This is a genomic window from Streptomyces sp. NPDC006691, assembly GCF_042869955.1.
In the GTDB taxonomy this organism is placed as follows: domain Bacteria; phylum Actinomycetota; class Actinomycetes; order Streptomycetales; family Streptomycetaceae; genus Streptomyces.
In genome coordinates, this window is record NZ_JBIAGW010000001.1 from 250,193 (window position 1) to 264,064 (window position 13,872).

The 13,872-nt window shown below is 73.0% G+C and carries 10 protein-coding genes and 1 pseudogene; 2 read left to right on the forward strand and 9 right to left on the reverse strand.

What is annotated here, in order from left to right:
• Window positions 1–4: 4 nt before the first annotated feature.
• The 6 genes from ACFYNP_RS01120 to ACFYNP_RS01145 all read right to left on the reverse strand — a co-directional run bounded on the left by ACFYNP_RS01120 (window position 5) and on the right by ACFYNP_RS01145 (window position 7,109).
• Complete coding sequence (locus ACFYNP_RS01120; protein WP_388781451.1) at window positions 5–1,228, reverse strand: MFS transporter; 1,224 nt, start codon at window positions 1,226–1,228, stop codon at window positions 5–7.
• Window positions 1,228–2,520, reverse strand: coding sequence for an amidohydrolase family protein (locus tag ACFYNP_RS01125; RefSeq protein ID WP_388781454.1), 1,293 nt, complete (start codon window positions 2,518–2,520; stop codon window positions 1,228–1,230). The genes ACFYNP_RS01120 and ACFYNP_RS01125 overlap by 1 nt, the downstream gene beginning before the upstream one ends.
• 354 nt (window positions 2,521–2,874) lie before the next feature.
• A complete protein-coding gene (locus ACFYNP_RS01130; RefSeq protein WP_388414882.1) occupies window positions 2,875–3,555 on the reverse strand; it encodes a hypothetical protein in 681 nt (226 codons plus the stop codon).
• Window positions 3,539–4,963 carry a phenylacetate--CoA ligase family protein gene (locus tag ACFYNP_RS01135; protein WP_388781457.1) on the reverse strand — a complete coding sequence of 475 codons (1,425 nt, stop codon included), beginning with the start codon at window positions 4,961–4,963 and terminating at the stop codon, window positions 3,539–3,541. Before ACFYNP_RS01135 ends, ACFYNP_RS01130 begins: the two co-directional genes overlap by 17 nt.
• Before the next feature lie 44 nt (window positions 4,964–5,007).
• Window positions 5,008–5,598 (reverse strand): anthranilate synthase component II, encoded by a 591-nt coding sequence (locus tag ACFYNP_RS01140; RefSeq protein WP_388414887.1) that lies wholly within the window; start codon window positions 5,596–5,598, stop codon window positions 5,008–5,010.
• Window positions 5,595–7,109 (reverse strand): anthranilate synthase component I family protein, encoded by a 1,515-nt coding sequence (locus ACFYNP_RS01145; RefSeq protein WP_388781460.1) that lies wholly within the window; start codon window positions 7,107–7,109, stop codon window positions 5,595–5,597. Before ACFYNP_RS01145 ends, ACFYNP_RS01140 begins: the two co-directional genes overlap by 4 nt.
• A gap of 266 nt (window positions 7,110–7,375) precedes the next feature.
• Here ACFYNP_RS01145 and ACFYNP_RS01150 point away from each other — a divergent pair, with 266 nt between their 5' ends.
• A complete protein-coding gene (locus ACFYNP_RS01150) occupies window positions 7,376–8,827 on the forward strand; it encodes a PLP-dependent aminotransferase family protein (RefSeq protein ID WP_388414892.1) in 1,452 nt (483 codons plus the stop codon).
• A gap of 147 nt (window positions 8,828–8,974) precedes the next feature.
• Here the strand turns inward: ACFYNP_RS01150 and ACFYNP_RS01155 are convergent, their stop codons facing one another.
• Window positions 8,975–9,517: a hypothetical protein gene (locus ACFYNP_RS01155; RefSeq protein ID WP_388414895.1), complete on the reverse strand. Its 543-nt coding sequence runs from the start codon at window positions 9,515–9,517 to the stop codon at window positions 8,975–8,977.
• A 282-nt stretch (window positions 9,518–9,799) separates the two neighbouring features.
• Between ACFYNP_RS01155 and ACFYNP_RS01160 the strand changes: the two genes are divergently transcribed.
• Window positions 9,800–10,312: a molybdopterin-dependent oxidoreductase gene (locus ACFYNP_RS01160; RefSeq protein WP_388414898.1), complete on the forward strand. Its 513-nt coding sequence runs from the start codon at window positions 9,800–9,802 to the stop codon at window positions 10,310–10,312.
• Here the strand turns inward: ACFYNP_RS01160 and ACFYNP_RS01165 are convergent.
• Together ACFYNP_RS01165 and ACFYNP_RS01170 are read right to left on the reverse strand one after the other, a co-directional pair.
• A complete protein-coding gene (locus tag ACFYNP_RS01165; RefSeq protein ID WP_388781462.1) occupies window positions 10,267–11,562 on the reverse strand; it encodes a 4-hydroxybenzoate 3-monooxygenase in 1,296 nt (431 codons plus the stop codon). The genes ACFYNP_RS01160 and ACFYNP_RS01165 overlap by 46 nt on opposite strands.
• A gap of 142 nt (window positions 11,563–11,704) precedes the next feature.
• Window positions 11,705–12,943: pseudogene (locus ACFYNP_RS01170) on the reverse strand (alpha/beta fold hydrolase); the annotation flags it as partial.
• Window positions 12,944–13,872: the final 929 nt, after the last annotated feature.

Consider the following 13,872-nt stretch of genomic DNA (forward strand, 5'->3'; position numbering starts at 1 on the left):
CCGGTCAGGCGGTCTTCTCCGCGGGCCGGGGCGCCGCCGGGGCCTCACCGGCGGCCGGGGCCGCCGTCCGCACCCGTACGCCGATGAGGGCCGTCCCCAGGGCGAGCACCGAGAGCACGGCGCCGAGCTGGCCGAGGCGGTCCAGGGCGTGGGGGCCGGCGTGGGCGATGACCCGGCCGCCGATGAATCCGCCGAGCGAGATGCCGGCGAAGGTGGCCGAGGAGTTCAGCGAGAGCAGCAGCGGTCCCGAGGTGGGTGCGATCGCGAACAGGCGGTGCTGCTGCGGGGGTTGGGTCGCCATCGCGGTGATGCCCCAGGCGCCCATGGCGAGCGCGGCCGTCGCCAGGCCGTCCCGGGTCAGCGGCAGCGTGGCGAGCACCACGGCGAGCCCGGCCACGGAGGTGAGCAGGACGGGCGTGGGTCCCCAGCGGTCGGTGGCCCGGCCGCCGAGGACCGTGCCGCCGACCGCGAGCACCCCGAAGACCAGGAGCAGCAGCGCGAGGGTGGTGCCCTTGCCGTCGGTGGCCGGGGCGAGCACCGCGCCGATGTAGGTGAGGACGAGGTAGCCGCCGGTCATGAACAGCAGGGTGGTGAGCACGGTGAACAGCACCCGCGCGTCCCGTACCGGGGCGAGCCGGGCCGCGAGTCCGGGCGATGCGGGCAGCCGCACCTCGGGAAGGCCGCCCGCCACGGCGGCGGCGCACACCGCACCGAGCCCGGCGAGCAGCCAGAACGTGGACCGCCAGCCGAGGTCGGCGGCCAGCCAGGTGCCGAACGGTACGCCCGCGACGGTCGCCGCGGAGAGCCCGCCGAGCACCACGGCCATGGCGCGGCCGCGCCGCTCGGGCGCGGACAGGGCGGCGGCGGACGCGGAGGCCGCCGGGATGTAGAGCGCGGCTCCGGCGGCGGTCGCCACCCGCGCCACGAGCAGCCAGCCGAGCCCCGGGGCGAGCGCGGAGGCCGCGTTCCCGAGCGCGAAGACGACGAGCGACACGACGAGTACGGTCCGGCGCTCCACGCGCCCGGTGAGCGCGCCGAGGACCGGGGCGAGCACGGCGTAGGTGAGCGCGAAGACGGTGCTGACCCAGCCCACGTCGGCGAGGTTGGACTTCAGCCCGTCGACCACCTCGGGCAGCACGCCGGCCACCACGAAGGTGTCGGTGCCGATGGCGAAGGCGCCCACCGCGAGGACCGGCAGGACGGGGAGTACGGCTCGGGTCCTACTCATCACGCGGCTCCAGCCGGGACTCGGGTACGGAAGGCGGTGGCGTCGCCCGCGACGGGGGCACCGCCGAGGAGGACCAGTTCGATCGCGCCGGGCCGGCTGAGGACGGTGATGTCCTTCGCCGGGTCGCCGTCGGTCACGACCAGGTCGGCGAGGCGGCCGGCCGCGACCACCCCCGCCCGGTCCCCGCGTCCGGCGAGCCGGGCGCCGTTGGCGGTGGCCCAGGTCAGGACGGTGGGGGCGGGGATGCCGGCCATCGTCACGTACAGCTCAAGCTCCTTGGCGTAGCTGCCGTGCGGGGTCCAGGCGAACCCGAAGTCGTCCCCGGCGACCACCGGGATGCCGAGTTCGACCATGAGCGGCAGGATCCGCAGCGTGTTGGCGACCTCGGCCTCGAATTCCAGGGTCTCCAGGTACTCGGTGGTCTTGCCGTGCTCGGTGCCCGTGGTCAGCAGCATGTGCGGCTGGTAGAGGCTGGGCACGACGAAGATCCCGCGTTCGGCGATGGCGTCGAGCGCGGCGTCGTCGGCGTAGGTGGCGTGGTCGATGACGTCGACGCCGGCGGCGATGGCGTTGCGGATCCCGGCGAGGCCGCGCGAGTGTGCCCGCACCTTGGCGCCAAGGCGGTGCGCGGTCTCGGCGGCGATCTTCAACTCCTCGGCGGTGAAGAGGAGTTCGTGCGAGCGCCCGTTGGGGAAGGTGTCGTCGCCGGACGAGAACACCTTGACGATCTCCGCCCCCTGCGCGATCTCCCCGGCGACGTACTCGGCCATCTCCTCCGGGGTGTCGGCCAGGCGCATCAGATCGGACGGGATGCGCTTCTTGACCTCGGGGTTACGTCGCTCGGGCGGGCCCGACACCATGAGGTCCCGGCTGCACGGGGTGATCCTCGGCCCGGTCAGGCGCCCCGAGTCGACGGCCCGGCGCAGGGCCATGTCGATCCCGGCGACGGATCCGGCGCCGACGAAGGCGGTGTAGCCGAGGGCGAGCAGGTTCCTGGTGTTCTCGGCCGCGCCGAGGGTGACCTCGGGGATGGAGTGCTTGAACAGCATCTCGCGGCCGTCGAGGACGTCGAGGTAGGCGATGTGGGTGTGCCCCAGCGTCATCCCCGGCATGACGGTCCGGCCGTCGAGGTCGAGCACGTCGATGTCGGGGGTGTGCAGGGGGGCGAGGTCCTCGGGGAGGACGGCCTCGATGTGGTCCCCGTCGATCAGCACGCTCCGGCGGGGTACGGAGGCTCGGCCCAGGCCCTCCTGGACGGTGGCTCGGTGGAGCAGGGTTTTGCGGCGTGCCATGAATTCTCCTAGCGGTATCGACTGGGCTGCGACGGGCAGCCCCCCAGCCCTGGGGCTCCGCCCCGGACCCGGGGGGGGTGCCCCCCGCCCGTGCGGCCGGGTTGACGGTTCGGGCCCTCTGGGCTCCGCCCCGGACCCCGTTTCGCGCCTGAACGGCGCTCGTCCTCGAACTCCCCCAAGGCCTTAAGGGCCAGGGGGGACCCCCATGACGGGCTGAAGTGCCCGGTGCCGGCCGGCACCGAGGCCTTCCGGGGCGCGGGGAACTGCGCGGGCAACCACCCACGGCCCGCACCCGATGACCTCTCCCCGCCCTACCGGGCCGCGCCCGAACGGACGGCAGCTCCGAGCGAGGGCTCACCCACGCGTGCCCCCGGCCGGTTCAACCCCCTCGGCTCGGCCGAACAGCGTCCAGATGATCTCCGCACCGGGGCGCGTGGCCACCCACCGCAGGCCGTGCGCCAGCACACCCGGCGCGTTGGTGACCGCGAGTTCCGCCCCGCCCCCCGCGAGGATCTCCGCCGCGTGCTGGGTCGAGGCCGCGTCGACCCACACCACCGGCCGCCCGCGAAGCCCCGGCGGAGCCACCTCCGCATAGATCCGCCGCACCTCCCACATCGCGGCGACCGACACGGGCCCCTCCCCCGGAGGAACAGCCGGAGCCGCCCCCGAACCGGCCGCCGCACTCGCGATCCCGTACTCCGGCGTCGCCTGCGGGAAGAACGCCCGCAGCCGCAGATCCCGGTGCCAGTGGAAGCCCGTGAGCCCGCCGTACGCGCTCGGCACAAGCGCCAACTCCACTGCGCCGCCCAGCAGTTGATGCAGCACGTCGTCGAACGTGGCGAACAGCTCGACGCGCAGCTCATGCTCGGCCGCCAGGAACCGCGCGGCCAGGTCGCTGGACGTGCCGGCCGGGCCGAGCGTGCCCAGCGTGGTGCCGGGGCGGGCCGCCCAGCGGCCGGCCAGCTCGCTCCAGCGCGCCGTGTACTCCTCGGCCAGCGCCCCCGGCAGGGCGCCCGCCTCAGTTTTCGTAGCCACGGTTCGCCGCCATCTTCCGGGCCACCCGGGTCTCGTGGTCGGGCGCGATGCGCCGGTCCACGATGCGGGCGGCCTTCCAGCTCACGAAGGCGCCCGTGCTGACGATCGGGTCGAGTCCGTCGCTCAGCTCCACCGTGACGGGCACCCCGAGCGCCTCGGACGCCCGGTCGCGCACCGCGGCGCTGAGCCCGGGGCCGTCCTCGACGAGGCCCTTGAGCAGTTCGAGGCGCACCGTCAGCCGGTCCTGCCCACTGTCCTCGTCCCGCTCGATGACCACCTGGTATCCGGCGGACCCGGTGACCCCGGTCATGACCGCCGTCTCGATCTGCCCGGCGGTGAACCGGCGCCCGCCGAGTTCGAGGCGGTCCAGGGTGCGGCCGACGATGCGCACGAGGTCGCCCGGCATGTCGCAGCCGCAGTCGGACTCCTCGACGACGACGGCGTCCCCGGTGCGATAGCGAACGAGCGGCTTGACCCCGTCGATCAGCATGGTGACCGTCAACTCGCCGCTTCCGCGCGACCCTTGGGACTCCTCCGTCTCGGGGTCGACGACCTCGATGACGTAGTTCGTCTGCGACAGATGCATCCGCTTGTTGCGGCAGGCGGTCGCGATGACGAACGCCTCCTGCGATCCGTACAGGATGTTGTAGACGTCCGCCCCCCAGACCGTCTCCAGGTTGTGCGCGAGGGCGGGGGTGCACATCTCGCCGGTGACGAAGAGCAGCTTGACGGAGAAGTCCTCGCGCAGGTCGTAGCCGTAGTGCTCGGCGGCCTTGGCCAGGGTGAGGGCGACTCCGGGGGTGCAGCAGATGACCTCCAGTTCGAGGTCCTTCATCAGCTGGAGCGCCTTCTCGAAGCCGATGACGGGCGAGTACGGCCAGATCTTGGCGTTCATGGAACCGGTGTTGCGGGCGATGTCGCCGAGGGTGTCGCCGAACGAGTGCACCTCGGTGGGGCCCATCAGGCCGATGCGGGGGCGGTGTTCGCCGAAGTGGTGGCGGAAGACCGAGCCCCAGGACTCGGTGATGTGCGCGTTGCTGGCGACGATCTCACGGCCGTCACGGGGGCAGGGCGTGGCCCGGCCGGTGGTGCCGGTCGTCTCGTAGAAGAAGAGCGCGTCGGCGAGCGGGCGGCTGAGGACGTCGAGCATCTCCTCCCGCAGGTGGGTCTTGGTGGTGAAGGGCAGTGCGCTGAGGTCCTCCGGGGTGGCGGAGGCCAGGTCCGCGTCCTTCAAGTGGCGCGCGTAGAACGGCGATTGGGTGCTGACCTGCTTCAGTACGGTGGCCAGCTGGCCCGTGCGCCACTGCGCGAGGGCGGTGTCGGTGAGGGTGCGGGCGTAGAAGGCGCGGTGCAGTTCGAGGTAGCGGGTCGTGAACTCTGCGGCGGGACCGTCTGTGGGGAGCCACATGGCGGGGTTCCTCTCCGGGTGGGCTCAAGCGGCCGGGCGGGCTGCTAGAGGGAGGCCGCGGCCGGCACACCGGCCGGACGGGCAAGGAAGTTGGCGAAGAGGCGCATGCCGTCTGCCGTCATCACGCTCTCGGGGTGGAACTGCACGCCCTCCACCGCGAGGCTCGCGTGGCGCACGCCCATGACGTATCCGTCGTCCTCGGAGGTCGCCGTCACCGTCAGCTCCGGCGGCGGGTCGGTGACGATCAGGGAGTGGTAGCGGGTGACGGTCAGCGGCTGCCCCGCGCCCGCGAAGACGCCGAGGCCGTCGTGGCGCACGGGGCTGGTCTTGCCGTGCATCAGGCGCTGGGCGACGGCCACCTTCGCGCCGTACGCGAGGCCGATCGCCTGGTGGCCGAGGCACACCCCGAGCAGCGGGACCCGCCCGGCGAAGGCGTGCACGAGCTCGACGTGGCCGGAGTCGGCCGGGTGTCCGGGGCCGGGGCCGAGGACCACCGCGTCGGGGGCGGATCCGATCAGCTCGGCCACGGAGCGGGTGCGCGAGCGCACCACGTCCGTCTCGGCGCCGAGGCTGAGCAGGTACTGGTCGATGATGTGGCTGAAGCTGTCGTACGCGTCGACGAGGAGGACCTTCACTTCAGCAGCTCCTCGCCGGTCAGCGCCCAGTACGTGGCGCTCATCTTGGCGAGCGTCTCGCGCCATTCGGCGGCGGGCTCGGAGTCGGCGACCATCCCGGCCGAGGCCTGGGTGCTGTAGCGGACGCCGTCGTGCACGGCGGTGCGGATGCACAGGGCGAGCACCGCGAAGCCCCGGACGTCGACGAGGCCGAGGGCGCCGGCGTAGATGCCACGCGGGTGCTCCTCCAGACCGTCGATGATCTCCATGGCACGCAGCTTGGGAGCACCGGTCATCGTGCCGGCCGGGAACGTCGCGCGGATCGCCGCCCACACGTCCGTCCCGCGTCTCAGCCGGCCCGAGACGGTGGACACCAAGTGGTGTACGTACGCGAAGGGTTCGACCTCCATCATCGTGTCGACGGAGAGCGTGCCGGGCTCACAGACCCGGCCGATGTCGTTGCGGCACAGGTCGACCAGCATGATGTGCTCGGCCTGTTCCTTGGCGCTGTCCCGCAGCTCGGCCACCCTGCGGGCGTCCTCGGCGGGGTCGGCGGCACGGCGCGCGGTGCCGGCGATGGGCCGCATCGAGATGGCGTCGTCCTCGACCCGGATGAACAGCTCGGGGCTGGCCCCGATCACGGTCCGCCCGGCCCAGGGGACGAGGTACATGTAGGGCGACGGGTTGCGGTGGCGCAGCCGCCGGTAGACCTCCAGCGGGGTCAACTCGGTCTCGACGTCGATCCGATGACCGATCTGTATCTGGTAGCTGTCGCCGATGCCTATGTGGTGCAGGCAGCGCTCGGCACGCTCGATGAACGTGGCCTCGTCCACGGTGTCCCGTACGGACGTGGCCACCGGCGCCGGCGGGACACTCTCGTGGCCCGTGCGCCCGCCCCCCGCCGCTCGTACGGCCTCGACGACCGTACGCAGCGGCGGCTGTCCTGGTTCGGAGGTCAACTGCGGCCCGGAAGCGGCGAGATGACGTACTCCACCGCGCTTCAGGTCGTACCAGACCGTGTCCTTGAAGAGGGTGAGCGTGCAGCGCGGCAGGTCCGCGTCGGCCTGGCTCTCGGGCAGTTCCTCCATCGCCCACGCCGCCTCGTAGGCGAGGGTGGTGAGGAAGCCGAAGGCGAAGGTGCCGGTGGGCACGGCCGTGTCGAGGTCGAAGAGGGCCTGGACGGCGCGCAGCACCCGCCAGACGGTGTCGGAGTCGCGCACGGGCCACTGCCGGGCGCCGTCCGTAGCACCTGCGACCGTTCGGCCGTCCTCTCCCACGGTCGCCGTGAGCGCGGCGGCGAGGCGTTCGCCGAGCGGGCCGGGAGCGACGAGTTCCAGCCGTTCGGCGTGAACGCGCAGTTCGGCGAGGCGCCCGTATCCCACGGCGGCGTAGTGGCGGTCCCGGTCGGGGCCGTCGAGACTCTCGAAGAGATAGACGTCGCCCTCTTCCCGGGTACGGGAGAGCGCCTCGTACAGGCCCAGTGCTTCGACCTGCGGGAGTTCTTCGGAAACCACTCGGACCGGAATGTTCACGACCGCTTCGTCGGGACGCAATTCCCCGTCGTACGCTGGCACTTCTGGCAGTTCCGCTAGATCTGACAACAAGGACACGTCGAAAGCCTTCCTGATCCGACTGGACCGCAGGGGCTTCGAGGAATGACCATGCACATCGACGGGGCGCCGCTGGCCCGGCTCCGCACGTCACGCATGCCCGGGCCGTTCGCGCCGGACTCCCCGTCCCACCCCTCACCCGCCGTTTTCCCCTGGCGACGAATGTGTGTGCTCAACGACTCCATCAAATGTGGGACCGGCCCAGCCATACCACTTCGGCCTCCGGAGAGAAGACCACTTTGCCGCTACAGCTAGCCCTCACCCTGGACCGTGAATCGCGTCTTCCGCTCGCCGTTCAAATACGCAATTCGCTGCGCAAACTAATTGAGGATCAAACTTTGTGGCCGGGCACCCGGATTCCGTCCAGCCGCCAACTGGCTCTGGATATAGGGGTGTCCCGCAGCGTCGTGGTGGAGGCGTACGAGCAGCTCTCGGCCGAGGGCTATTTGCAGACCAGACACGGCTCGGGCACGACGGTCTCGGAGCGGGCCGGCGCGCCCGACTCGACCTCGCGTCTGGTCCCGCCCGACCCGGAGACCGCGCCCGAGGCGATGTGGGACCTGCGCACCGGGACGTCCAACGTCGTGGACTTCCCGCGCCAGGAGTGGATCCGCTGCATGACGGCCGTGGTCTCCGACGCCGGCCACCAGGAACTCGGCTACTCCCCGCCGGCCGGCGTCTCGCAGGCCCGGCGGGTCCTGGCCGGCTACCTCGGCCGGGTGCGCGGGGTGCGCAGCCGGCCCGAGGACCTCATGATCACCGCGGGCTTCGCCCAGGGCCTCGCCCTGATCTGCCGGGTGCTCCTGGACCGGGGCCACACCACGCTCGCGGTGGAGGACCCGGGGCATCCGGGCGAGCGCGAGTTCGTCACCAGTTCGGGGCTGCGGGTGACCGGCATCCCGGTGGACGAGGACGGGCTGCGGGTCGACCTCCTGGAGCGGAGCGGCGCACGGGCGGTGCTGCTGACCCCGGGCAACCAGTTTCCCACCGGGGTGCGGCTCTGCGTGCCCCGGCGGGAGCGGCTGATCGCCTGGGCCCGCGAGGTCGGCGGCTACATCATCGAGGACGACTTCGACAGCGCCTTCCTGCACCGCTCGGACCGGCTCCCGGCGCTCCAGAGCCTGGCGCCCGACCGGGTGGTGTACGCGGGCAGCGCGAGCAAGACGCTGGCCCCTGCGCTGCGGCTCGGCTGGCTGGCGGCACCCTCGGAGCTGATGGCGTCGGTCGAGTACGTGCGGGCCGGCTGGGACATCGGCTGCTCGGGTCTCGAACAGCTCACCTTCGCCCGCTTCATCGACACCGGCGCGCTCGACCGCTACCAGCGCCAGCTGCGCACGGAACTGCACCGGCGCCGCCAGACCATCCGCCGCCAACTGGAGGCCTGCCTGCCCGGCGCCCGCCTCACCGGAGGCGAGAGCGGGCTCCAGGCCTACGTCCAACTCCCGCCGCACATCGAGGAGAAGGCCCTTCTGCGTGCGGCCCGCCGCCGCTCGGTCCTGACCCGCGGCGGCAGCTTCTACACCCTGTCGGACACCGCCCGGCCGCCCGCCCTGGTCCTCAGCTACGCCACGGTCGCGTGCTCGGGACTCGGCCAGAGCATGCTGGCGCTGGGCGAGGCGTACCGGGAAGTGGGCGGCTGATCGTCACGGGTCCCGACCGCGCGCCCGGGCCCCGGCGCGGGGCGCGGGAAGGGGCGCGCGGGAAGGGTGCGGGGAGGGGCGCGTGGGAAGGGTGGCGGGGAGGGGCGCGTGGGAGGGGTGGCGGACCGGTTCCGTCCGGCGGCTCCCTCACCCCGCCGGCCGACGGATCCAGGCGTCCAGGGCGGGGCCCTGCGGGGGCGGGGTGGTGAGGGGGGACCGGGTCCAGCCCCAGGAGGCGTAGGCCGCGGCCGCCGCGGTGTCCGTGGCGGGGATCAGCGTGGTGATCAGATCGGCCTCCTGGCGTTCCAGGAGGCGCTCCTGGAGGCGGGTCGCGATGCCGGTGCGGCGCCGATCGGGCAGCACCATGAGTTCGGCGAGCGCGAACACCCGGTCCGCGGTGGCGAGTTCCTCGTCGCCGTCGGTCGCGGCACCACGGAAGCCGTGCCACCACTCGCCCTCGCGCCCGGGCGGGTAGCCGTAGGCGCAGCCGACCAGAAACGGATCGCCCGCGATGATCATGTCGAAGCCGGGACGCTGCACGTCCTCCGCGAAGCGGCGCAGGAACCCGCTCCGCCCCAGGGGCTCGACGCCCGGCACCTCGTCGTACGCCGCCGTGTACAAGTCCGCGACGGATTCCCTCTGCTGCTCGGCCTGCCATCGGGACAGCCGCCGCAAGAACACCTCTGTCATCACAACAGCGTGGCAGGTCAAGGCGGTTGGAGGAAGGTGCGGGGGCGGGTGCATGGGCGGTGCGGGGGCGGGCGGTGGGCGGGTGCATGGGCGGTGCGGGGGCGGGCGGCGGGCGGGTGCATCCGCGGTTCGCGGCCGGGCGGTGGGCGGGTGCATCCGCGGTTCGCGGCCGGGCGGTGGGCGGTGCGCGGGCCGACCGCGCGCCCAGGCGGGCGCCGGCCGGCGGAACGGGGTCCGCCCACCCCTCACCCAAAACGGCAGATGCGAGCCATAATCTCGTACATGACTCATAAACGCGTGGCCGAGCGGCACATTGCGGTAGTGGGTGCGGTGGACCGGCCCGTCGAGCTGAGCGTGGCCGAGCTGCGGGAGCGGTGGCCTCAGCGGACCGCGGCCGTCACCTTCGACTGCGCGACCAGCGGCCCGCGGGCGCACACCTTCACGGGTCCCCTGCTGCGCGAGGTGATCACCGAGGCGGGTCCGGGCTTCGACCCGGCCCGCCGCAAGGACCGATCGCGCTTCCTGCTGGAGATCACCGGCGAGGACGGCCACGCGACGGTGCTGTCCTGGGCCGAGATCGACGAGGACTTCGGCGACTCGCCGGTGCTGCTCGCCACGACCCTGGACGGCAGCCAACTGGACGCTGTGGGCGCCCAGTTGGTAGTGCCGTCCGACAGGTGCGGGGCGCGGTACATCAGCGGGATCACCCAGGTGCGGCTGCGCGCGTGCGGCGAGAGCGCGGGAGAGGCTCAGCTCGCGTACGGGGACGGCGGGGCCATCGGCAGACCCGTGTAGTTCTCGGCGAGCTCGGCCGCGGCGTGCCGGGAGTGGGCGATGCGGTCGAGCTGCGAGAGCTGTAGCCGGGTCTGGAACGCGGACTGCGCCGGGTCCGTGTGCAGCAGCTCGGTCATCGTGTACGAGAAGTGCTCGGCCCGCCAGACCCGGCGCAGACACGTCTCGGAGTACGCGTCGAGACGTTCCGTCGAGCCGGTGACGTGCCGCTGGACGAGGGCTCGGGACAGCTCGACGACGTCGGCGACGGCCAGGTTCAGCCCCTTGGCGCCGGTGGGCGGCACGATGTGCGCGGCGTCCCCGGCCAGCAGGAGCCGCCCGTACCGCATGGTCTCCATGACCCAACTACGCATGGGCAGAACGGACTTGGCGACGACGGTACCGCGCTCCAGTTTCCAGCCCGGGTCGGCGTCGGTGGCGAGGCGGGCGTCCAGCTCGTCCCAGACCCTGGTGTCGGGCCAGTCGGCGGGGTCGGTCCCGTTGGGCACCTGGAGGTAGAGCCGGCTCACACTCGCCGACCGCATGCTGGCGAGGGCGAACCCTCGGTCGGAGTGCGCGTAGATCAACTCGCCGTACGCGGGCGGCGCCTGGGCCAGGATGCCGAGCCAGGAGTAGGGGTACGTCCGCTCGTACGTGGTGCGCAGCGCGGCGGGGACGGCGGCCCGGGAGACCCCGTGGAAGCCGTCGCAGCCGATGACGTAGTCGCAGGTGAGGGTGGCGTCGGCGTCGGGGCGGGGGCTTTCGTGGCCGGGCTCGCGGTGGTGGTCGGGCCCGCGGTAGTGGTCGGGCCCGCGGTAGTGGACGACGGCGGTGCGGCCGTCGGCCGCCTCCGGGTCGATTCCCACCACCTCCGCCCCGAACAGCAGCGGGGGGCCGTCCGCCAGCTGCCGGGCCACGAGATCCTTCACCACCTCGGTCTGGGCGTAGACCATCACACGGCGACCGCCGGTGAGGGACGGGAAGTCGATGCGGTGGGAGCGGCGGTCGTAGCGCAGCTCGATGCCGTCGTGCGGCAGGCCCTCGCGGTCCATGCGGTCCCCCACGCCCGCGGCGCGCAGCACGTCGACGGTGCCCTGTTCGAGGATGCCGGCGCGCTGGCGCTGTTCGATGTACGTGCGGTCGCGGCTCTCCAGGACCACACAGTCGATCCCCGCGTTGTGGAGCAACCGGGCGAGCAGGAGCCCGGCGGGGCCGGCGCCGATGATGGCGACGGTGGTGTGGGCGGGGACGGTTCGCTCTTCGCGGCCGGGCATGTCAGTCGTCCTCCCCATCGGTACGGGTCCGTTCGGTGGCACCCTCGTGCGCTTCATGCCCGTGGTACGACTCATGCGTCTCGTGCGCCGCGTGCGCCTCATGCGCGTCGTGCGCCTCGTGCACCTCGTGCGCGTCGTGCGCCTCGTACTCGCTGATCGCCCGTTCGGCGACGGCGAAGGCGGAATTGGCGGCGGGCACCGAGCAGTACACGGCGCACTGGAGCAGTACGTCGGCTATCTCGTCGGGGCTCAGGCCGCCGCGGAGCGCACCCTTCACGTGCAGGGCCAGCTCGTCCTTGTGGCCGCCCGCGACGAGCGCGGTGAGCGTGATGACGCTGCGGGTCCGGCGGTCCAGGGTGGCCCTGCCCCCGGCCCGGCCCGGATCGTGGCTCCCGCCCTCGCCGTCGGTCCCGCCCCAGATCTCACCCCAGGCGTAGCGGGTGATGAAGTCCTGGAAGCGGGCGGTGAAGGCGGTCGTACGGGCCTGGGCCCGGTCCACGTGGGCGTCACCCAGCACCGCGCGGCGGGCGCTCTCGCCGGCCTGGCGCAGCGGGTCGGGGTGGGTGCGCGTGAAGTGCTGGAGCAGGACGTCGGTCACGGCTCGGGGCCGCTCCACGTTGGCGAGGTGTCCGGCGCGGGGCAGCTCGACGAGCTGGGCGTCGCGGATGCCGTCTGCGAGTTCGCGGGCGTGCGGGGGTGGGGTGGCCGTGTCGTCCCGGCCGGCGAGGACGAGGGTGGGGGCGGTGATGCGGGCCAGGTCGGGGCGCAGGTCGAGCCCGGCGAGGATCTCGCAGCAGACGGCGTACGCCTCCGGGTCCACGCGGTGGTGCTCGGCGAGGAGGTTGCCCGGGGCCGGGAAGCCGGGGGTGAACCAGCGTTTCGGGGCGCTGTCGGCGACCGCCCCGAGCCCGCCCGCCCGCACGGCTGCGGCTCGCTCGGCCCAGGGTTCGGGCGGCCCGAAGTGGGCGGAGGTGCAGAGCAGGGCGAGGGATTCGACGCGCTCGGGGTGGTGCGCGGCCAGCCACACGCCGACGGCTGCGCCGAGGGAGACTCCGGCGAAGGCGAACCGGCCGACGCCGAGCGCGTCGAGCCGCGCCAGAACCAGTCCCCCCAGCGCCTCGATGCGGGCGGGCCCCGGCCCCGGCATCGGCCCGGGCCCCCGTCCCGGTCCTGGGCCCTGTCCCGATCCTGATCCCGATCCCGATCCCGATCCCGATCCCGGCCATCGTCCCGGGTTCAGGGCTGATGCCGGGGCGTCTCCGTGGCCCGGGAGGTCCCAGGGGATCACGTCGAAGCGGGCGGAGAGTGCGGGTAGTTGAGGTGCCCAGAGCGTCTGGGTCGTGCCGAGGGAGGGGGCGAGTACGAGGTGGGGTCGTGACATGAGGGTCCTTGGGGCGGAGGCGGGCCCACCCTCCCCAGCTCTTCATGAGCAGGAGGAGCCCCGTCCCTGTTCGCCGGGGTTGGGTGGGCGGAGGCGCTGGTGGTGGGCTGAGCGGCGTCGGCGAGTGCGGGTCGAGTGGTCGGGGGGTCCCTCCCCACCCGCCCGCCCGTTCGGCAGAGTTGGATGAGCTGAGGCACTGGTGGTGGGTTGAACGGCGTCGGCGAGTGCGGGGCGAGTGGTCGGGGGCACCCTGCCCACCCGCCCGCCCGTTCAGCAGAGTTGGATGAGCAGAGGCACCGGCAGTGGGCTGAACAACATGGGCGAGTGCGGGCCGGATGTCCGGGGAGCGCGGCGCGCGGCTCCTGGCGGTCCGAGGGGGACAGCCTCCCTGGGGCCCGAGGGGCACAGCCCTCGGGCGCTCCGAGGGGGACAGCCCTCGGCGGTCCGAGGGGCACAGCCCTCCTGACGGTCCGAGGGGGCACAGTCCCCCTGACGGTCCGAGGGGCACAGTCCCCCTGACGGCTCCAGGAGCACCCCCCAGGCGGTCCGAGAAGCACAGCCAACTGGGGGTCCGAGGGGCGCAGCCCCTCAAGGGGGTCTGGGGCGCAGCCCCAGGGGCCTAACCCCATCAACTCCCCCCACGGGTGGGCGGGCGGGCAAACCCCCGGGGTCTGGGGCGCAGCCCCAGGGCCCAGCCCCATCAACTCCCCCCCACGGGCGGGCGGGCAAACCCCCAGGGTCTGGGGCGCAGCCCCAGGGCCCAGCCCCATCAACTCCCCCCCACGGGCGGGCGGGCAAACCCCCAGGGTCTGGGGCGCAGCCCCAGGACCTAACCCCATCAACTCCCCCCCACGGGCGGGCGGGCAAACCCCCAGGGTCTGGGGCGCAGCCCCAGGACCTAACCCCATCAACTCCCCCCCACGGGCGGG

Coding starts and splice junctions, on each gene's coding strand:
- ACFYNP_RS01155 (WP_388414895.1), bottom strand. CDS start 9,517: ATGACAGAGGTGTTCTTGCGGCGGCTGTCCCGATGGCAGGCCGAGCAG.
- ACFYNP_RS01150 (WP_388414892.1), top strand. CDS start 7,376: ATGTGGGACCGGCCCAGCCATACCACTTCGGCCTCCGGAGAGAAGACC.
- ACFYNP_RS01135 (WP_388781457.1), bottom strand. CDS start 4,963: ATGTGGCTCCCCACAGACGGTCCCGCCGCAGAGTTCACGACCCGCTAC.
- ACFYNP_RS01165 (WP_388781462.1), bottom strand. CDS start 11,562: ATGCCCGGCCGCGAAGAGCGAACCGTCCCCGCCCACACCACCGTCGCC.
- ACFYNP_RS01120 (WP_388781451.1), bottom strand. CDS start 1,228: ATGAGTAGGACCCGAGCCGTACTCCCCGTCCTGCCGGTCCTCGCGGTG.
- ACFYNP_RS01160 (WP_388414898.1), top strand. CDS start 9,800: ATGACTCATAAACGCGTGGCCGAGCGGCACATTGCGGTAGTGGGTGCG.
- ACFYNP_RS01125 (WP_388781454.1), bottom strand. CDS start 2,520: ATGGCACGCCGCAAAACCCTGCTCCACCGAGCCACCGTCCAGGAGGGC.